At 69.1% G+C, this 19834-nt stretch carries 15 protein-coding genes; 8 read left to right on the top strand and 7 right to left on the bottom strand.

Annotated elements, in window-relative coordinates; all coding sequences use genetic code 11:
- Positions 1-60 precede the first annotated feature (60 nt).
- From G406_RS0139880 to G406_RS52770, 3 genes are read right to left on the bottom strand one after another with little or no spacing between them, the layout of a single operon-like run.
- On the bottom strand, positions 61-1323 hold the full coding sequence (locus G406_RS0139880; RefSeq protein ID WP_028938200.1) for an FAD-dependent oxidoreductase: 1263 nt from the start codon (positions 1321-1323) through the stop codon (positions 61-63).
- A 1-nt stretch (position 1324) separates the two neighbouring features.
- On the bottom strand, positions 1325-2530 hold the full coding sequence (locus G406_RS0139875) for an MFS transporter (RefSeq protein WP_245607388.1): 1206 nt from the start codon (positions 2528-2530) through the stop codon (positions 1325-1327).
- Entirely contained in the window at positions 2527-3129 is a 603-nt protein-coding gene (locus G406_RS52770; RefSeq protein WP_037080993.1) for a cysteine hydrolase family protein, read from the bottom strand. The genes G406_RS0139875 and G406_RS52770 overlap by 4 nt, the downstream gene beginning before the upstream one ends.
- Positions 3130-3265: 136 nt before the next feature.
- On the opposite strand from G406_RS52770, the gene G406_RS0139865 reads away from it, so the two are divergent.
- From G406_RS0139865 to G406_RS0139855, 3 genes are all read left to right on the top strand, one after another.
- On the top strand, positions 3266-3847 hold the full coding sequence (locus G406_RS0139865; protein WP_028938198.1) for a TetR/AcrR family transcriptional regulator: 582 nt from the start codon (positions 3266-3268) through the stop codon (positions 3845-3847).
- Positions 3848-3919: 72 nt separating this feature from the next.
- Complete coding sequence (locus tag G406_RS52765; RefSeq protein ID WP_051343315.1) at positions 3920-5137, top strand: MFS transporter; 1218 nt, start codon at positions 3920-3922, stop codon at positions 5135-5137.
- Between the two features lie 30 nt (positions 5138-5167).
- Positions 5168-5560, top strand: a complete 393-nt coding sequence (locus tag G406_RS0139855; RefSeq protein ID WP_028938197.1) for a DUF805 domain-containing protein — start codon at positions 5168-5170, stop codon at positions 5558-5560.
- A 360-nt stretch (positions 5561-5920) separates the two neighbouring features.
- Here G406_RS0139855 and asnB read toward each other — a convergent pair whose 3' ends face one another.
- From asnB to G406_RS0139835, 3 genes are all read right to left on the bottom strand, one after another.
- Positions 5921-7465 carry an asparagine synthase (glutamine-hydrolyzing) gene (gene asnB / locus G406_RS0139850; RefSeq protein WP_028938196.1) on the bottom strand — a complete coding sequence of 515 codons (1545 nt, stop codon included), beginning with the start codon at positions 7463-7465 and terminating at the stop codon, positions 5921-5923.
- 139 nt (positions 7466-7604) lie between these two features.
- The gene (locus G406_RS52760) at positions 7605-9536 is read right to left on the bottom strand and encodes a lysophospholipid acyltransferase (protein WP_084216786.1); all 1932 of its coding nucleotides are present in this window, start codon (positions 9534-9536) and stop codon (positions 7605-7607) included.
- Positions 9537-10818: 1282 nt separating this feature from the next.
- Positions 10819-12261: an HAD-IB family hydrolase gene (locus tag G406_RS0139835; RefSeq protein ID WP_028938195.1), complete on the bottom strand. Its 1443-nt coding sequence runs from the start codon at positions 12259-12261 to the stop codon at positions 10819-10821.
- A 124-nt stretch (positions 12262-12385) separates the two neighbouring features.
- Here G406_RS0139835 and G406_RS0139830 point away from each other — a divergent pair, with 124 nt between their 5' ends.
- Genes G406_RS0139830 through G406_RS0139820 form a run of 3 tightly spaced genes read left to right on the top strand, consistent with a single transcriptional unit; the run spans position 12386 to position 15755 of the window.
- Positions 12386-13402 carry an NAD(P)H-dependent glycerol-3-phosphate dehydrogenase gene (locus tag G406_RS0139830; protein ID WP_028938194.1) on the top strand — a complete coding sequence of 339 codons (1017 nt, stop codon included), beginning with the start codon at positions 12386-12388 and terminating at the stop codon, positions 13400-13402.
- Entirely contained in the window at positions 13399-14340 is a 942-nt protein-coding gene (locus G406_RS52755) for an alpha/beta fold hydrolase (RefSeq protein ID WP_051343314.1), read from the top strand. The genes G406_RS0139830 and G406_RS52755 overlap by 4 nt, the downstream gene beginning before the upstream one ends.
- On the top strand, positions 14340-15755 hold the full coding sequence (locus tag G406_RS0139820; protein WP_028938193.1) for a wax ester/triacylglycerol synthase domain-containing protein: 1416 nt from the start codon (positions 14340-14342) through the stop codon (positions 15753-15755). The genes G406_RS52755 and G406_RS0139820 overlap by 1 nt, the downstream gene beginning before the upstream one ends.
- A gap of 140 nt (positions 15756-15895) precedes the next feature.
- On the opposite strand, the gene G406_RS52750 is transcribed toward G406_RS0139820, so the two are convergent.
- A complete protein-coding gene (locus G406_RS52750) occupies positions 15896-17446 on the bottom strand; it encodes an MDR family MFS transporter (RefSeq protein WP_064743163.1) in 1551 nt (516 codons plus the stop codon).
- 347 nt (positions 17447-17793) lie between these two features.
- Between G406_RS52750 and G406_RS59485 the strand changes: the two genes are divergently transcribed.
- On the top strand, positions 17794-18822 hold the full coding sequence (locus tag G406_RS59485; RefSeq protein ID WP_051343312.1) for a LysM peptidoglycan-binding domain-containing protein: 1029 nt from the start codon (positions 17794-17796) through the stop codon (positions 18820-18822).
- Positions 18823-19411: 589 nt separating this feature from the next.
- Positions 19412-19774 carry an RNA-binding S4 domain-containing protein gene (locus tag G406_RS0139800; RefSeq protein WP_211241411.1) on the top strand — a complete coding sequence of 121 codons (363 nt, stop codon included), beginning with the start codon at positions 19412-19414 and terminating at the stop codon, positions 19772-19774.
- Positions 19775-19834: the final 60 nt, after the last annotated feature.

The raw sequence follows: 19834 nt of genomic DNA, 5'->3' as shown, positions 1-19834 counted from the left end.
CCGTCCACACCGCGCCATGTGCACATGGCGCGGTGTGGACGCGAAGTGCGCGGTGTCGAGTCAGCAGCAGTCGAGGGACGGGGCGGGGAGACGGGCGTCCTGGCGTTGCAGTTCGGTGCGGACCTCCGACGGTGTGGCGTCGCCTCTCGACGCGACCAGGGCCGCCGCGATGCCTGCCGCGTGGCCGGTGGCGAACGCGGTGCCCATCGCGCGCAGCGAGGCTCCGGCGCCCCGGTCGCCGTCGACCGCGCGACCGGCGGCGAGGAGGTTCGTCGTGTCGGCGCTGCGCAGGATGTCCAGCGGGATGCCGTAGTAACCGGGCGAGCCGATGAAGCTCCACTCGGCGGGCAGTCCCGCTCCCCGGTGGTACTCCATCGGCCACGCGCCGAGCGCGACCGCGTCCTCGACGTCGGAGGGCGTGAGTACCTCGTCCTCGGTCAGGCGGCGACGCGCGACGATGTGCCGCGACTCGCGAGTGCCCAGCTCAGGGCCGGTGCTGACGATGTAGGCAGCCGAGCAGCCGGGCACCGTGCGCAGCGCCACCAGGTAGGCCTGCGCCTGGGCCCTGGCGTGCGCCTCGGCGCGGCTGGTGTCGGCTGCGCTGCGCGCGTCGTAGCCCTCGTCGACCAGGTAGGCGATGACGTCGCCGGAGACCGGCAGCCGCGCGACCAGCCCGCCTTCGCCGAGCAGCGGTGCGACACCCGCCGCCTTGGCCGCGCGCACCGCGTCGCCGAACGTTGCGCGGTTCACCACCGCGTCCGCCGGGATGCCGCCGAAACGCACACCGAGGCTGCCGTTCTGCACCCAGCCGTCGTTGCCGTACCGGACCTGCGCGCCACCGTGGCAGGCCAGGTCGGCCTCGCCGGTCGCATCCACGAACGCGGCGGCGGACAGCGTGTGCAGACCCGCGTGGTCGGCGACCCGGACCGAGGTGATCCGCGAGCCGGACCGCTGCGCGTCGATCAGCTGGCTGTGCAGCCGGACCTGGACACCGGCGGCGGCGCACAGCTGGTCGAGGACGTGCTTGACGCTCTCCGGGTCGAACACCACGGCGACGGCGGTGAACCGGGTCGGCTCGCTGACCGCGCCACGAGCCCGCAGCGCCTCCAGCACCTCCCCGGCCACCCCGAACACCACCTGCTCGGCGTCGTCCCGGGTGAACAGTCCGCAGTAGGTCAGGACGTTGCGCAGCGTCGCGGCGCCACCGAGGCACGACCCGCGCTCCAGCAGCAGGGTCCGTGCCCCGGCCCGTTGAGCGCCCACCGCCGCCGCGACACCCGCCGATCCGCCGCCCGCCACGATGACGTCGTAGCCATCCGACATTTCAGACCACCTCCGGCTCGCGGATCGGAACCATCAGCAGCGCCCCCGCCAGCGGGCCCGCCGCGAGGGTCAGGAACGCCGCGAGGAACGAGTGCGTCGAGGCGAACACCGCGCCCACGACGACCGGCACGGCGGTACTGCCGAGCTGCCACAACGCCCCCGTCGCACCGGCGGCGGAACCGGCCAGTCTCGTCCCGGACAGCGTCGGGATCAGCGCGACCATGAGTGGGCTGTACATGTACGCGGACAGCCCGAGGAACGGTGCGATCCAGAGGAACGCGGTCACGCTGTGCGCGTTGCCGAACAGCGCGAGGGTCACCACGAAGCAGGCGAGGACGATGATCGTCAGCATCTTACGGCGACCGCCGAACAGGTCGCTGGCGATGCCGATGAGCGGTTTGGCGACGAGCGCGACGACCGCGTAGACCACGACGACGATCCCGGCGGTCACCGGTGCCACGCCGTTGCCCTTGGTCATCAGCACGTTGGACCAGGTGATGAAGCCGTAGGTGCCCCACAGGCCACCGAAGCCGGCCAGACCGAGAAGTATCAGATCCCGGTTGGCCAGCATCGGCTTCAGCTCGCCCAGCCGGATCGTGGCAGCGATCTCGGACGGGCCGGTGCGCAACAGCAGCAGGCACAGCACCGCGATCACCATCGATGCGGCGCCGAAGACGTGGTACGAGATCCCCCACCCCGAGTTGATCACCAGGGTGGGTACGACCGCGTTCGCGATGACAGTACCGAGTGACGTCGCGGTCATGAAGATCCCCATGGCCACACCTCGGTCGGCCGGTCGGAACCAGTCGGCGATCAGCTTGACGCCAGCGCAGTAGTCCGCGCCGGCGAACAGTCCGACGCAGGCCTGGAACACGATGCCGAACGTCGCGGAGGTCGTCTCGCCGAACAGGATCATGAAACCGCCGGACACGAACAGCGTCGAGGACAGCACCATCCGGGCGCCGAGCCGGTCGGTGAGGTAGCCGCCGCCCGCGTTTGAGACGACGTAGCCGATGTAGTAGCTGGTGGCGAACACCCCGAGTCCGGTGAGCGCGACGCCGAGGTCGTTGCCGACCGCGAGTGACGCCGGACCCCAGGTGGAGCGGTCGACCGAGGTCATGGTGAACGCGGCCCAGGACAGCGCGAGCACCAGCCAGCGGTACGGCGTGCGTGCCACGACGCCGGGGTCGTCCCGAACGGTGGTCACCGCGGCGCCAACGCGGGACTGAAGTCGAACCGCGCGACCGTGGCGATCCGGGCGAATTTCATGCCACCCATCACCTCGATACCGAGTTCATGCATGCGGGGACTCACCGACGCACAGCAGTCGGCGAGGACGGTGACCGAGTAGTCGCGCATGTAGGCGCCGCGCACGGTCGACTCGACGCACAGGTTCGTCACCACCCCCGCGACCACCAGCTCGTCGACGCCGAGGCCGCGCAGCAGCGCATCGAGCGGGGTGTCGAGGAAGGCGTCGAACCGGTTCTTCGCCACGACCGGATCCTCGGGCCGGCGATCGAGCTCGTCGAGGATCTCGGCGTCCCAGCTGCCGTCGGCGAGCCCGTCGACCTCGTCAAGGCCGGGATGTCTCAGGCGCAGGTTCGGCCCGACGTCGGCGCGACCGGGCCGGTAGGCCTGCCGGGTGAAGAGCACCGGCACGCCGGCCGACCTGGCTTCGCTCACCGCCGACGCGGTGTTGCTGATGCAGTCCTCGACGCGGGACAGCGCTCCCTGCAGCACCGGGAGCGATCCCTCCGGATGGCAGAACCCGTTCTGCATGTCGATGACGAGCAGTGCGCTCCCCATGTGCGAGTCCTTCCTCGTCGTCGAGCGGCCCGGCAGAGAAGCTAACCCCGACTCCCTCAATCGGGACACTCATTCTGGTCGACAGAACAGGTACTGATTCTTGACTGATCTATACAAAACTGGCTACTGTCTGCTCGTGCCCCGCCCGAGAGAGTTCGACGACGACGCGGCCGTCGACGCCGCCATGGAGACCTTCTGGACCCATGGCTACGAAGCCACGACGACCGCACAGCTGTGCGAGAGCACCGGCCTCGGCCGGGGCAGCCTGTACAACGCGTTCGGCAGCAAGCACCGCCTCTACGAGCTGGCGCTCGACCGCTACACCGAACGCGGCTACCAGGATCAGGTCGACATCCTGCGCGCACCGGGCACCGCGGGCGAACGACTGCGCGCGCTGCTGGTCTGGGTGATCGACATCGACCTCGCGGACTCGGCCCACCGGGGCTGCCTCGCGCTCAATGCCGCCACGGAGGCGGCGGGCCGCACCGAGCCGGTCATGAAGCTGACCCGCCGCCACTGCGAACGACTGGAGGACGTGCTGCGCGAGGTCATCGAGAACGGCCAGCGGGACGGCGAGTTCCGTGCCGACCAGTCCGCGCGACAGCTCGCCCGAACCCTGCTGAGCACCTACTACGGCCTGCGCACCCTCGGCAAGATCACCGACGACCGGGCGGCCCTGATGGACGTCACGGACGGGGCGTTGGCCGCCCTGCACTGAGTCCGGAATGTCCGGATCCGAATCGACCCACGCCTCAGTTTTGTACAGAACTGTAAAGAATGGAGCACAGTTGTGCCTCTCATCGTCTACGTCATGGGCTTCGGCGTCTTCGCCATGACGACCAGCGAGTTCATGGTCGCCGGGATGTTGCCCGAGCTGTCCAGCGGCCTGGGGGTCTCGGTCTCCGCGATCGGCTACCTGGTCTCCGCGTACGCCATCGCCATGGCGCTGGGCGGGCCGGTGATCGCCGCGCTCCTGGTCCGGATGTCCGGCCGGAAGGCGCTGCTCCTGCTGTTCACCGCGTTCCTCGCCGGTCAGGTGCTGGGCGCGGTCTCACTCGGCTATCCCATGCTCGTGGTCTCCCGGCTGATCACCGGCGGCGCCGAGGCGGCGTTCTTCGGCGTCGGGCTGACCGTCGTGATGGACGCGGTCGCGCCGAAACTCGCCGGCCGCGCCTCGTCGGTGGTGTTCGGCGGCCTGATGCTGAGCAGCGTGCTCGGCGCACCGCTCGCCACGTACCTGGCGCAGGTCGCCGGCTGGCGCGGCGCGTTCTGGGCGGTGGCCGGGCTGGTCTTCCTCGCTGGCGCCGCCGTACTGGCGACCGCACCCCGGTCCGCCGAGAAGGACACCGGGACCACCGACCTGCGCACCGAGCTGGCGGCGTTCCGCAACCGCGACCTGTGGGCGGTGTACGGCACCAGCCTGCTGCACATCGGCGCGCTGTTCGCCGCGTTCAGCTACTTCGCGGCGATCTTCATCGAGGTCACCGGCTTCGCGTCGACGCTCGTCCCGGTGCTGTTGACCGCGTACGGCGTGACCGCGGTGATCGGCAACCTGATCGCCGGCCGCCTGGCCGACCGCTTCCCGCTCGGCGTCATGCTCGTCGGTCTCGTCCTGCTGACGGTCCTGCTGACCGGCTTCGCTCTGGGCGCGGGACACGTCGCGGTGGTGCTGGTGGCGGTGCTCGGCCTTGGCCTGGTCGGGCTGCCGCTGAACTCCGCGACGATCGCCCGCCGCATGCGCGTGGCGGCCAACACGCCGCTGATCAACACGGTCGGCGCGTCCATGGTCAACGTCGGGATCGCGCTGGGCCCACTCCTCGGCGGTCTGGCCCTCAGCACGGGCTACTCACTCACCGCACCCCTGTGGATCGGCGTGGCGATGGCAGCGCTGGGAGTCCTGAGCCTGCTCCCCTACCTGACAAGAACTGCCACCAACCCTGCCAAAATCATCGATTCGCCGGAAATCCCGAGATCTTCTGTGAATGATTGCTCCGTCTCGACGATCTAAGATATACCGACTCGGTCCAGGAGATCCCCCATGAAGTGGTACCTGAAGGCCATGCGCCAGTACGCCGATTTCAGCGGGCGCAGTCGCCGTACGGAGTTCTGGATGTACGCGTTGTTCAACATCATCATCGTGGCTGGGCTACTGGTTCTCGGCGGAGTGAGCGGCGGGATGTCCGACTCGCCCAGTCCGGTAGGCAACGTCCTGCTCGGAGTCCTCGTCTGCTATTACCTCGGCGCCATCCTGCCGACCTGGGCGGTGACTGCCCGCCGCCTGCATGACACCAATAAGAGCGGCTGGCTGCAACTGATCGGGCTGATACCGTTCGGCGGGCTCGTCGTGATCATCTTCTGCGCTACGGAAGGCGATCGAGGCCCGAACCGCTACGGCCCGGACCCCAAGGTTGAGTACGCACCCCTGAGCTGAGCTCGTGAGTGTTGAGTGTGTCTATAGCCACACTCAACACTCACGAGACCCACCATGCAACGCAATCACCTCCACCCCGCGCCGAGCGTGTGGTGACGCCGCGTGTCACAACGGGCCCCGCAAGGCGGGCCGAAGGCCGTTCCGCCGACAGGCGGGTAGTGCACGAGTGGCGGCTCCCAGGCCGCGGCAGCAAGCGCGCGCGTCGCCGAAGGCGACATTTTCCCGAGTGGTCCCCCATGCCCGAAGGGTATGGGGGACCGCGAGGGAAAACCCCAGGCAGCGAGCCGTTAGGCGAGCCGCCTGGATCGTTCACGGAAGGCCCGGAGGGCCTTCCGGGAACGATGGCGCGCGAGAACAGGCCTAGGCGGTGGCGAAGGCGCCGAGGGTGACGTTGGGGCGGATGCCTCGGAAGTGGCGGCGCCAGATCTCGAAGTACAGGACCTCTTCGTCGCTGCGCAGCTCCCAGCCGTCGGTCGGGACCTCGCCGACCCAGCCGCCGCCGACACCGTCGGCCTTCGCGGCGGCCAGCGCGGCCAGGACGGTCCCGGCTCCGGAACCGTCGCCGAACTGCTCCTTCGTCCGCCACAGCAGGTCCTTGGGCAGCCACCCGGTGAACGCCTCACGCAGGATCGCCTTCTCCGGGCGACCCTCGACGCGCTGCTTCCACTCGGGCGGCAGCGCCAGCGCGGTCCGGATGAGGTCGGTGTCCAGGAACGGCTCACGCGCCTCGAGCCCGTAGTACATCGTGGTGCGGTCGCAGCGCTGGAGGTTGAGGTGGTGCAGCCCCTCGAGGTTGCGCACCAGCTCGGCGTGCAGGACGTCCGGCTCGGCGAAGTCCTCACCATGCATGTAGCTGTAGCCGGCGAACAGCTCGTCGGCGCCCTCGCCGGTCAGCACGACCTTGACCTTCTTCGACGCATCGCGCGCCAGCAGCAGGTTCGGCACCGAGCTGCGCACCAGCGCGGGATCGAAGTGCTCGATGACCTGCACGGCCTCGTCGAGTGCTTCCTCGATGTTCGCCGAGGTCGCCAGGATCTCGTGGTGGTCGCTGCCGATGTGCTCGGCGACCCGGCGCGCGGCGATCAGGTCGCCGCTGGTCTCGGTGCCGACCGCGAACGTCGGCAACACCTCGCCACGCTCGGCCGCTTCGCGCGCGGCGATGGCGGCCACCAGCGCGGAGTCCAGACCGCCGGACAGGAACACGCCGACGCCGACGTCGCTCATCATCCGGCGCCGGACCGCGGTGATCACCGCCTCGCGCAGCTCCTTGAGCACCACGTCGTCCCATTCGGGTTCCTGCGCGCGGTGCGCGGGACGCACCTCGACCGGAACGCCGTTGGTGTAGCGCACGATGCCGGTGGCGGGCGTCCACAGGCAACCCGGCGGGAACGACGTCACCTCCGGCCGGTCCTCGACGTCGAACGCGCGCAGCTCGCTCGCGAAGAACGTGACGCCGCCGGACTCGAACCAGTACAGCGGCTTGACGCCCATCGGGTCCCGCGCGACGAGCCCGCTGCCGTCGGCGCCCGCCATGGCGAAGGCGAACATGCCGTTCAGCTCCTGCACCGCGGCGGGGCCGGTCCGCATCACGACGTGCAGTGCCGCCTCGGTGTCCGAACGCGTCTGCACCAGGCCCTCGGGCAGCTCGGCGTTGAGGCTGCGGAAGTTGTAGATCTCACCGTTGCCGATGATCCAGGTCGTCGAGTCGGGGTCGGCGAGCGGCTGCCGCCCACCGGTGACGTCCATGATGGACAGTCGCTGGTGACCGAGCCACGCCGTGTTGTTCAGCGCCAGAACCCCGGTGTCGTCCGGTCCTCGATGCTGGATCCGGGCCAGCATCCGCTCGCATTTCTCGGTGTCGATCGTTCCGTCAGAATCAGCGAAAGCGGCAACAATCCCGCACACGTGAGCACCTTTCCCGGCGCCACCTGGACAGCGACGCCTGAGAGTCGGACCTCATTCTCGCATTGTTGAGCAGCTGTGTGCCCGCGAATGTGACGGGTGAGCCCGGCCGGCCCGACGACGACCGGGTCCGTACCGCCGGTCAGATCACGTCGCCCCGCAGTGCACGGTCGCGGCCCGCGATACGGCCGATCGCGTGTGCGACCTCGCGCAGCTCGTCGGCGAACTCACGCCGCCGCTTACCGAGGTGCGGCGCGTCCGACTTGATCAACCCACGGTGCCCGGCGAGCTTGAGCGCGGTCGAGAACATCTCACCGGAGACCGACTCCTCGCTGGCCAGCGTGCGCTGCAGGGTCCACTGGTGACCGACCCGCAGGCAGCTGTTGATCAGTGCTTTCTGGTCGACCGGCTCTTCCTCGTCCAACGCGGCGAGCTGCTCGCCGACCACCCGGTAGGCGTCGAGGAAGGGCCGCAGCACGAGATGCGCGACCAGCGGGCGTGCCGTCGCCAGCCATTCGAGCGCCCGTTCCTTCGTCACCTCGGTGCCGGACTTGGCAGGCGTGTGATCGGTCGGGTTGGCCAGGATCGCCAGCTCGGTGTGCAGCTCCTCGGTGAACTGGTCGCGCTGGGCGAAGAAGAAGTCGAACTTGAGCAGCTCGCGCAACCGGAGCGCCTCGTCGGACAGGATCGTCGCGGCCTTGTCGCCCGGGTCGGAGTCCGTCTCGGCGACCGCCTGCAGGGCAAGCTCCGCGATGGCGCGCACCAGGAAGACATGGATCGCGCTGTTGCGATACACGGCGGCGATCAGGTGCTGGTCGTCGCCGATGCCCCAGACCGTCTCGGAGCCCCCGCTGTAGGAGGTCAGCACACCGGAGCGGACCAGCTCACGCAGCGCCCAGCGCAGCGTCGAGCGGTCGTGCAGGTTCGCGCCGCCCGCGACCGGCCAGCCACGCCCCTCGATGTACTGGGCCAGCGGCGCGGCGGTGGCGATCACCTCGTCCAGGGTCAGCGCCCGGTCGGCGGCGAGCAGCGCGAAGCAGACCGCGGCCGTCGGGGTGACCGGCGTGGCCTCGTTGAGCCGGTGGCACACGTCCAGCGCGACCCGCTCGACCTGGTTCTCGGTCACCTCATCGGCACGCAGCTCCTCGAGTCGCTGACGCAGCGGCAGCGGCGTGCCGAAGTCCAGGTAGACCCTGCCGAGCCGCTCGCGCAGCCCTCGGGCGTAGCCGACGAGCCAGCGGACGTCCTCCGCCTCCTTGCCGGCGCCGCGCGCCTCGGACGCCATCTTGCCGACCTCGTGCACCGGCAGCTGGTCGTACATGAACGACACCGGGATCAGCAGCGGATCGGTGTCGTCGAGCTCCTCGACGGCGTCCGCGACGTACCGCAGCAGCCCGTACCTCGGCGGCCGCAGCTTGCCGGTGCGGCTGCGACCACCCTCGATGGACCAGCACAGGTTCGACTTGTTGGCGACCAGCTGACCGACGAACGACCGCAGCGCGAGCCGGTAGATCGGGATGTCCCCGGTCGAGCGGCGCACGTGGATGATGCCGGTGCGCCGCGCGATCGTCCCGAACGGGAAGAAGTTGAGGTTCGCGCCTGCCATGCCGAACAGCGGCGACAGTCCGCCCGCTTCCAGGGTCGGCGGCATGATGAACTCGTCGAGGTAGGACCGGTGCGAGATCAGGAAGATCAACGCGTGCTTGCGGTCCAGCCGCCGCATCTCGGCGAGCCCGTCCTCGTCGACGAGGACGTCGTATCCCCTGGTCATCCAGTTGCCGAAGCGCTGCCACACGTCGGTGACCCTGGCGTGGTGGGTCGCCGACATCTCACGCAGATAGTCGCCGGCCTCGACCAGCGCGTCGTGTTCGGAGATGCCCGCGTCCTTCGCCAGCTTCCCGACGGAGTCGCGGAACTGTTCGGAACTCAGCAGCTGCTTGACCTCACGGGTGTCCCCCGGTTGTGCCTGGTCACTAGGCGGAAGCAGCGAGGCACGGCGCAGTACCCCGCGTGCCGGCGTACGCCCCAACAACGTCGCCGCACCATCTCGAAAAGCCGCTGGATCGACCTGCATCAAGAACACCCACCCCGCAGAAGATTGTGATCCGGGCAACACTAACCCGAGAACCGTCACGCCTGACCGCGATAACACCCCACGCAGCGCAAAGTCTCAACCCCGGAACGGGTAGATCCCTTTCGGGCGGTCATCCCCGCTGGCTCGTCTGTGTGGCTCGGGGTGAGGTGCAGTCGTATCCCCGCTGGCTCGTCTGTGTGGCTCGGGGTGAGGTGCAGTCGTATCCCCGCTGGCCATCCAGTGTCTTGGCGTGGCCGCCCGCTCTCAACCCCCGGCTTCGCCGGCCTCGCGCAGATTCCTGGTTGCGCGGGTTCGGGGGCGAGGTTTCAGGGTTGACAGCGGGCGGCCACGCCAAGTGCAGGCCAGGATCGCGGGGGAAGGGGAGCTCTGCGGCGCTGTTGTCGGTCACGGCTGCGCCGCGCCCCCCGCGGCCTCCGGGTGCACCTCGCTCGTTGTGTGCGCCTGTCCAGCGCCCAAGATCACCCCACCAGTCACACACGTAACGCCCGGGGCGACTTCGCAGAGGCTCATGTCGCGTCGCACATGTTCCAACATCTGCGACGCAACACGTAGCTCTGCGAGGCGTGACAAAAGCGACCACAGAGACTCCTGGGACTACGCGATCGCGCGAGGGCGCAGCCCGATGCGCAACAACAGCGCCATCGGCACGCCACCAGGCACGGCGTGCACGCACACCTGCCCCATCCCCGCGATCCTGGCCACACCAAGTGTCGGCCAGTTCGCGGGTATGGGGGAGCTGCGCGGCACTGTTGTTGGTCACGGCTGCGCCGCGCCCCCCACGGTCTCCGGGTGCACCGCGCTCGTTGTGTGCACGTGCCCCGACCCCAAGATCACCCCATCAGTCACACACGTAACGCCCGGGGCGACTTCGCAGAGGCTCACGTTGCGTCGCACATGTTCCAACATCTGCGACGCAACACGTAGCTCTGCGAGGCGTGACAAAAGCGACCACAGAGACTCCTGGGACTACGCGCAGCGCGCGAGGGCGCAGCCCAATGCGCAAAGACAGCGCCATCGGCCCGCCACCCCGCACGGCGTGCACGCACACCTGCCCCATCCCCGCGATCCTGGCTAAGCACTTGGCGTGGCCGCCCGCTGTCAACCCTGAAACCTCGCCCCCGAACTACGCGCAACCACGAACCCGCGCGAGGCCGGCGAAGCCGGGGGTTGAGAGCGGGCGGCCACGCCAAGCACACTGAAAGCCAGCGGGGATGCACACTGACGAGCCAGCGGGGACGACGCCGACAAGGCAAGGAACGACCTACCCAGGCCACTCGTCCAACGTGTCCAAGTACAACTGACGCACAGCCGAGACCTGCGACGAGATGTCCGAGGAGTCCCACCCCGAGGTGCTGATCGGCGGATGCACCACCACCTGAACCGTCCCGGGCCGCATGGTCCGGGCGTTACGCCACATGATCTCCCCGGCGTTCCGGATCACGATCGGCACGATCGGCACCCCGGCCTGCATCGCCAGATGGAACCCGCCCTTCTTGAAAGCACCGAGACGCGGGGTCAGCGAGCGCGTCCCTTCCGGTGCTATCACGACCGACGTCCCGCCGCGCAACGTCTCGACGGCAGGCTTCAGAGCCGAGATCGCACGGGACCGGTCGGACCGGTCCAGGAAGGCCACCCCTGCCAGGTCGAACAGCTGCCCGACCACCGGCATCTGCTTCACCTCGGCCTTCGCCACGGCCGTGAAGCCGGTTCGGATGACCCGGGTGGTCACCAGGAAGTCGATCATCGTGCTCTGGTGGTTGATGAAGAACACCGCGGGACGCTGTTCCCAGGCGTGCTGCTCACCGATCACCTCGACGTCGATGTCGGCCAGCGGCCCGGCCAGCGCGTCGAACATGGACGTCGCCAGGTCGACGCCCTGGCGGCGGTTGCCGTTGAGTGCGCCGACCGCGATGCCGACCCCGGCGGAGGCGAACAGCGTGCCGAACACCGCGGCCGTGCGCAGCGCCGGCTTCGGGTCGAGCCTGCCGGTCTTGTGCGAGCGGAACATCAGCACCGGCCAGCCCTTCGCCTCGGCGACGACCGCCAGCTCGGGCTGCGGGTTGACCGGGTGCGGAAAGCCGACGCCGGCGAGCAGCGGCACGTCCTCGTCGCCGTTCGCGTAGGCATGGCTGGCGGCGATGTCGATGTCGTGGTCGGCGAGGAACGCCCGGACGGCGGCGATCTTGCCGTCACCCCACGGCGGTCGGCCGGAGACCTTGCCGGTGAGCAGCCCACCTTCGAGCTCCAGCTCCGTGCACAGCACGTGCTCGACGCCGAGCTCCCTGGCCAGCGGCGCGACCTGCAGGCGGGTGGCGGACGTCGCGATCACCACGGTGTGCCCGGCCCGCTGGTGCGCCCTGACCATGCGCCACGCCTCGTGGAACAGCGTGCCCGCGACGCCCTGGGCGAACAGCCGCTCACCCAGTTCGAGCACGTCTTCCTCGGTACGACCGGCCCAGCCGCCCAGGCCGTCCTCGACCAGCCCGGTGAACTGCTCCTCGGTCATCGTCTCGCCGGCCATGAGCCGCATGGTGCGGAAGAGCTCGCCGGCACCGACCTCGAAGTTGCGGAACCGGTGCTCGTAGAGCGCCGAGGCGGAGTAGCCGTCGATCAAGGTTCCGTCGAAGTCGAAGATCGCGGCGATCTTCGGTCCGACCGGGCCTGAGCGGACCGCGTCGATCAGTTCGTCGGTGGCCGTCGACATGGTGGGACTCCCCTGATACACCAAGAATAAATAGTTGGAGACACGAGTATTACAAGCCCGCTGTGGATATGCTGTCTAGCACGCTTGAGATGGGACGCAACCAACAGCGGGAGTGATCGATTACATGGACCGTAGACAACCACGGGTCGCTGTGCTTGGTGCGGGCTCATGGGGCACCGCCGTCGCCTCCATCGTCGCGGCGAGCGCGCCGACGACCATCTGGGCACGCTCGCCGGAGGTCGCCAAGGACATCAACGACAACCACCGCAACAGCCGTTACCTCGGTGACTGCCAGCTCACCGAGACGCTGCGCGGAACGTCGGACACCGAGGAGGTCGTCGCCGACGCGGACGTGCTGATCATGGGGGTCCCTTCGCACGGTTTCCGTGAGGCGCTGGAACACGCGGCGCCGTACGTCCGCCCGTGGATTCCGGTGGTCAGCCTGGTCAAGGGTCTCGAGCAGGGCACCGACTACCGGATGACGCAAATCGTCTCCGAGGTGCTTCCCGGCCACCCCGCCGGTGTGCTCGCCGGGCCGAACATCGCCTCCGAGGTCACCGCCGGATACGCGGCCGCCGCGACGATCGCGATGCCGGACCAGAACTCGGCGACGCAGCTCGCGGCGCTGTTCCGCACCGAACGGTTCCGCATCTACTCGACCACCGACGTGCTCGGCGTCGAGGTGGCCGGCGCGCTGAAGAACGTCTTCGCGATCGCCGCCGGCATGGGCGACGGAACCGGCGCGGGCTTCAACACCAAGGCCATGGTCATCACCAGGGCGCTGCGCGAGATGGCGAAGTTCGGCGAGGCCCTCGGCGGTGACCCGGCCACGTTCTCCGGTCTCGCCGGGACCGGCGACCTCGTCGTCACCTGCACCAGCCCGGCCAGCCGTAACCGTCGCGTCGGTGAGGAGCTCGGCAAGGGCAAGACGATCGCCGAGGTGCTCGACGGGATGAACCAGGTCGCCGAAGGCGTCAAGGCGGTGACCGTGGTGATGGAGATGGCGGAGCGCCTCGGCATCCACATGCCGATCGCCACCGAGGTGGACGGTGTGGTGAACAAGGGCGGCACCGCCGAGGACGCCTATCGCGGGCTGCTCAAGGCCACCCCGGGCCACGAGATTCACGGGGAGAGCTGGTGAACCGCCGAGGCGCGCTGCTGCTCGCGGCCGGTGCGGTCGGGGTCGGCGCGGCGGTGGTCGCGGCGCGCGGGCGCGCTCGGGAGCGGTCCGAGCACACGACGTTCGACATTCCGCCGGACACCCCAGGTCACCAGGGCGGATCCGGCACACCGATCCTGCTGCTGCACGGCATCAGCGTCACCTGGCGCACCTGGAAGCCGATACTTCCGCTGCTGGAGCAGCACCACGAGGTGTTCGCGCCGACCCTGCTCGGGCACAGCGGCGCCGCGATGCTGCCGGACGGGGTCGAACCGTCGATCGACGCGCTGGTCGACGGCGTCGAGGCGGAGCTGGACTCGCTGGGGCTGGACAAGGTCCATGTGGTCGGCAACTCGATGGGCGGCTGGGTCGCGCTGGAGCTGGCGCGGCGCGGTCGCGCCCGCTCGGTCGTGGTGTTCTCCCCCGCGGGCGGGTGGAGCTCCAACCTGCGGCTCGCGGCGCTGGTCACCGGTATGCGCGTCGGTTTCGACGTGCTGCAGGCGCTCGGGCCGCGCGCCGAGGCGCTGGCCCGGTCGCCGAGGGGCCGCCGGATGCTGGTGTCCGCGCAGGTCGCGCACCCGGAGCGGTTCGACCCGGCCGAGGTCGTCGCGGACATCCGCGCGCTGCGCAACATCCCGGTCGTGCGCCCGCTGATCAAGGTGCTGGGCCAGCATCCGTTCGAGGAGCTGCCCGACCCGGGCTGCCCGGTGCGTGTCGTGTGGGCACGCAAGGACAAGGTCATCCCGTTCCCGGTGTTCGGCCAGCCGTTGGTCGACAAGATCCCCGGCGCCGAGCTGCTGTTCCTCGACGACGTCGGGCACGTGCCGATGTCGGACGACCCCGAGGCGGTCACCCGGCTGATCCTGGAGGTCACCGACAAGGTCGACCGCGAGGCCGAACAGGCGGGTCTGGTGCGCTGATGTCCCTGCCTGACGGCGGTACCTGGGGCGGCCCGGCACGGATGACCGCGTCCGAGGCCGTCATGTGGCGCGCCGAAGGTGACCTGCGGACCCGCTCGAGCGGCCTGTTGCTGGAGATACTCGATTCGGTTCCCGACTGGGAGCGGTTCCGCGCCGCGCACGATCGCGCCACGCTGGCCATCCCCCGGCTGCGCGACCGGGTGGTCGAGCCGCTGCTGCCGGTGGTCGCGCCGACCTGGACCCCGGACCTGCACTTCGACCTCGGCTACCACGTGCAGCGCATGCGGCTGCCCGCGCCGGGCTCCCTGCGTGAGCTGCTCGACCTGGCGGGCCAGGTCGCGTCCCGGCCGCTCGACCCGAACCGGCCGCAGTGGGAGGCGATCCTGGTCGAGGGCCTTTCCGACGGGCGCGCCGGCTACATCTTCAAGATGCACCACGCGATGACCGACGGTCTGGGCATCGTGCAGCTGCTCACCATGGCGCACAGCTCGACGCCGGAACCGGGTGGGTCGGCGCTGCCGAGGACCCTTCCGGCCAGGTCGGAGCCGGAGGTCACGCCGCTGAGCCTGGTCGCCGACCACCTGCGCGAACAGGTCACCGGCGCGCCAGGGCAGCTGGTCGACACGGCGCGGTCCGCGCTCGGTCTCGCCGGGCGGGCGCTCCGGGATCCCGCCGGCGTCGCCGGACGCGCGATCGACTACGGGCTCTCCCTGCGCCGGATGCTCAACCCACCGACCGCGCTGCGCTCGCCGTTGCTGAGCGACGGCGGGTACGGCTACCGGCTCGTGGTGCACGACATACCGCTGGCCTCGCTCAAAGCGGCGGGCAAAGCGGGCGGCGGATCGGTCAACGACGCGTTCCTCGCCGGCCTGCTCGGGGCGTTCCGGATCTACCACGAGCACTTCGGCACCCCGGTCGAGCAGCTGCCGATGGCCATCCCGATCAGCCTGCGCGACTCGAACGACCCGATGGGCGGCAACCGCTTCACCGGAGCCCGGTTCGCGGCGCCGATGAGCGAGCCCGACCCGCGCGCCCGGATCCAGCTGATCCGCGAGTTCATCCTGACGATCCGGGCGGAACCCGCGGTCGGTTTCCTGGAGACCGTCTCCACCGTGCTGACCCTGCTGCCCTCAGCGGCGCTGACCGAGATCGTCGGCAGTCTGACCAGGGTGTCCGACCTGCAGGCCTCCAACATCCCCGGCATCGGGCACCCGGTGTACCTGGCCGGCGCCCAGGTGCTGCGCATGTACCCGATGGGACCCCGCCCCGGGGTGGCGGCCATGGTCGCGATGGTGTCCTACGACGGCACCTGCTGCCTGGGCATCAACGTGGACCCCCAGTCGATCACCGACATCCCGCTGTTCGAGAAATGCCTGACCGAAGGCTTCGCCGAGGTCCTGGCCCTCTCCCCGTGAGCGCTCGTGAGTGATGAGGGCGTCTACCCCGAAGGGGCGCGAAGCGTAGCCGCTCTACGCACTCACGACACGCTTTTCGTCGTGAGTGCGTAGAGCGGCTATAGGCGCCCTCAGCACTCACGAGTACTAGACGCAACCACTCAATGAACCATCACCCGAGGCTCGTCACCCTCGGCCTGCGGCGGACGCTTCAGGAAAAGAGCCAGCACGGCGCCCACAGCGGTGACCGCGGCGATCGTCAGGAACACATCGCTGTACGCGGCGGCGTTGGCCGCCAGCTGAGTCCGTTGGTACAGCGGGAACAGCCCGGTCATGCCGTCGCTCATCATGGTGCGCAGCTCGCCCGACGTGGCCGCCTCCCCGCTGGGCAGCTGGCCACCGCGATCGGCCATCCCCTGCGCCTGTTTGGCGGTCGCCATCGCGGTGAGGATCGCCAGTCCGAGCGCCGCGGCCACCCGCTGGACCACGTTGTTGATCGCGCTCGCCTCGTCGACCTTGTCCTTCGGTACGACCGCGAGCCCGGCCGTCATGATCGGCATCATCGCCAGCCCGTTGCCGACGCCCCGGATCCAGGTCCAGATGACGACGTCGCGCTGGGTCATGTCGGCGTTGATGCCGCACAGCAGATACGTGCCGTACGCGGCGATGAGCAGCCCGATGACCGAGGGCCACTTCGGCCCGAACCTGTCGTAGATCAGCCCGGAGACCGGCATGATGCAGCCCATCGCGACTGCTTCGGGCAGCATCAGCAGGCCGGCGTGCAACGGCGTGAGCCCCTGGCCCTCCTGCACGAACAGCGGGATGTAGAACAGCATCGCGAACAGCCCGACGGACAGCGCGGTGATCAACAGCAGTGAGTTCGTGAACGACCACAGCAGGAAGACCCGCACGTCGATCAGGGGTTGCTCGGCGCGCAGCTCGATCGCGACGAACGCCGCGAGTGCGAGCACCGCGTAGACCAGCAGCATCAGCACCCGGTAGCCGGTCCAGCCCCAGTCCTGCCCCTCTGACAGCGCCAGCAGCAGTGCGAACAGGCCGGATGCGACGGTCAGGAAGCCCCACACGTCGAACGGAGGTGCCGGGGCGGTGGGGAAGGGCGGCAGCAGGAAGTACGCGGCGACGGCGCCGAGCAGGCCGATCGGCACGTTGATGAAGAAGATCAGCCGCCAGTCGACGTACTCGACGAGGTAGCCGCCCAGCGTCGGGCCGAGTGCCGGCGCGAACACCACACCCAGCCCGTACATGCCCATCGCGGCACCGATCCGGTCCTTGGGCACGATCCGGTAGACCATGGTCAGGGTGATCACCGGCAGGATGCCGCCGGGGATCGCCTGCAGGATGCGGAACGCGACCGTGCTCTCCAGGTCCCAGCCCAGACCGCACAGCGCCGAACCGATCGCGAACGCGAGCAGCGACCAGGTGTACAGCCTGCTCAGCCCGAACTTCTCGCCCAGCCACGCGCTCACCGGGACGATCACCCCGAGCGCCAACGAGTAGGCCGTGCTGACCCATTGAACGTCCTCGCTGGTGACGCCGAAGTCCTTCTGGATCGCCGGGATGGCCACGTTGACGATACTGATGTCCAGCACCGACATGAACATGCCGACGATCAGTACGGCGAGCGCTAAGGACCAGTTCCCGCTCGCGTCGTCGACTGCCCCTTGCTTTTCAACGGTTGATGGACCGGCCATGCCCCGACCGTACCGATTGTTGATTCCGGAACAATCCTGGAAACGCGACATCACAGGCCCATTCGGGTGACACACATTTCTCAGCCACAACCTGAGTCACAGGCGTCGCAAACGGCGTAGAGCACTAGGCCGAACGGCCCAACCACTCGTCGGTCGTCGCGGACCGGCGGCCGGTCGACGTTTCGCCGTAACCTGCTCTCTCATCGGCCGTCTCAGTGCCATGACCCCCTGCCTACGATCGTCGTCGTTATCCGGATGTGACCTGACATTCCCCCTGCCCGCTCCCCCTCGTGGCAGGTCAGACACATCGGTGAGGCTTCAAGTCCTGTGTCACGAAGGGTCTTCTCATGAGCAAGGGCCGGCACCGCAAACACACCCCCGGCGGTACGGGACGGGGCGTCAGCACAGCCGCGATCGCAACCACCGGGGCGTTTGCGCTGGTCCCGATGGTTCTGTCCACCGCGACCGCCGCTGCCGACACTCCCGCTCCCGTCCGGTCGGAGTCACTCCCCTCGGCGTCCCCCGCCGCGAAGCACGCCGCACCCTCGGTGCCCGCGCCCCGCCACGCGCTGCGCGAGGAGACCACGCCCCGGCACGCCGCGCCGGCAGCGGAGGACTCCTACACCGTCCAGCCCGGCGACACGATGTACAAGATCGCGGCCGGAAAGGGCGTCACCTGGAAGGCGCTGTGGGAGGCGAACAAGTCCACGGTGACCCAGCCGAACGTCCTGCACCCCGGTGAACAGCTGAAGCTGCCGACGGCGTCCAGCATCGCGACGCCGAAGCCCAGCACCGACCCGGCGAAGACCGCGGCCCCCACCGGGACCTGGGCGAAGCTGGCCTCCAAGGCGGCGGCCGCCACGCCCGGCGCGGTCAAGCCCGCCGTCAAGAAGGCCGCCACTCCCACCAAGGTCGCCACGGCGGCCAAGGCCGACGCGGTCAAGACGACCGGGCCGACCCAGCAGAAGAAGATCTGGCTGACCGGCTACTCCTACCAGGACAACACCCCCGCCGGTTCCTCGATCGTCAGCACGCCCGTCCTGCACAAGGAGGCAGGCGGCACCGGGACCTACGCCGACCCGATCACCGTCGCCGTCCCCGGCAAGGGCAACGGCATCTGGAAGTCCGGCAGCCGCTTCTACCTGCCGACGGTCAAGCGCTACGTGATCGCCGAGGACACCGGCGCCAGCCCCGCCCCGTCCGGTCAGGACGGCCACCTAGACATGTGGATCGGCGGCCAGGGCGGCACGAAGAGCGCGACCGACGCCTGCATGGACAAGATCACCGCAACCGGCGTGACGGCCCAGTACAACCCGCCGTCCAACCTCCCGGTGATCAAGGGCCCGATCTACTCAGCCGGGAAGTGCAATATCTGACGCCTGTTCCGCGCGCGATATTTTTCTGTGACCACCCCGGCTCGCGTAAACGCTCGCTGGGGTGCTCCCAGAAAAAAAGGCTCGAGGACTCGCCCGGGCGCGCGCTTGTGGCCGGTTGGAGAGCCGCCGACGGAGTCGGCGACGTTGGTTGCGGACATTCAGTGCCCGGCCTTCGCCGGAACTCCTTCGGAGACTCGCGGAGCCAACTTTCAAAACGCGTGTACATGCGCAGGCGGTCCTGGTGCGGGTGCACGGCGTTCCTGGTGGGGTGCAGGTGTTTGTCGGGGGATGCGGGTCGCGTCTAGGGCCCCCTCACCCCGCACCGGGAATGGGGCGACGCACGGTTCCGGGTGGCCCCGCAAGGCGCCCGAAGGCGGGTAGTGCATGAGTGGCGGCTCCCAGGCCGCGGCAGCAAGCGCGCGCGTCGCCGAAGGCGACATTTTTCCGAGTGGTCCCCCATGCCCGAAGGGTATGGGGGGCCGCGAGGAAAAACCCCCATGCAGCGGCCCGCCAGGGCCGCCGCATGGGAAAGTTCTCGGTGCGGCCCGAAGGGTCCGCCGAGAACTTTGGCGCGCGGAAGAGGCCAGATATGGAGTCCACTCGAATCGATCGTTGGTTGTGGGCCGTCCGGCTGACCAAGACCCGGCCGGACGCCGCTGCCGCCTGCCGGGCCGGGCACGTGAAGGTCAACGACATTCCGGCCAAGCCGGCCACGACGATCTCCGTCGGTGACGAGGTCCGGGCCAGGATCAACCAGGTCAACCGCATCGTCGAGGTGACCCAGGTGATCCAGAAGCGGGTCGGCGCGCCACAGGCCGCCGCCTGCTACATCGACAACACCCCGCCGCCCCCGCCGCAGCCGGTCCTTCCGGTGGCCCGCCGCGACCGAGGCGCCGGTCGCCCCACCAAACGCGAGCGCAGGGTCCTCGACGCCTGGCGTTCCAGCCAATAACCGCTCTTCATGATCACCACCGTCTGACGGCTGTTTCCGGGCGCGAAAACAGCCCTCAGA

Origin of the sequence: Actinospineispora spinosispora DSM 44797, from assembly GCF_000429025.1 — a bacterium.
Taxonomy (GTDB): Bacteria; Actinomycetota; Actinomycetes; order Mycobacteriales; family Pseudonocardiaceae; genus Pseudonocardia; species Pseudonocardia spinosispora.
Note: the sequence above shows the minus strand (reverse complement) of the source record. Positions and strands in the feature narration are given on the sequence as shown.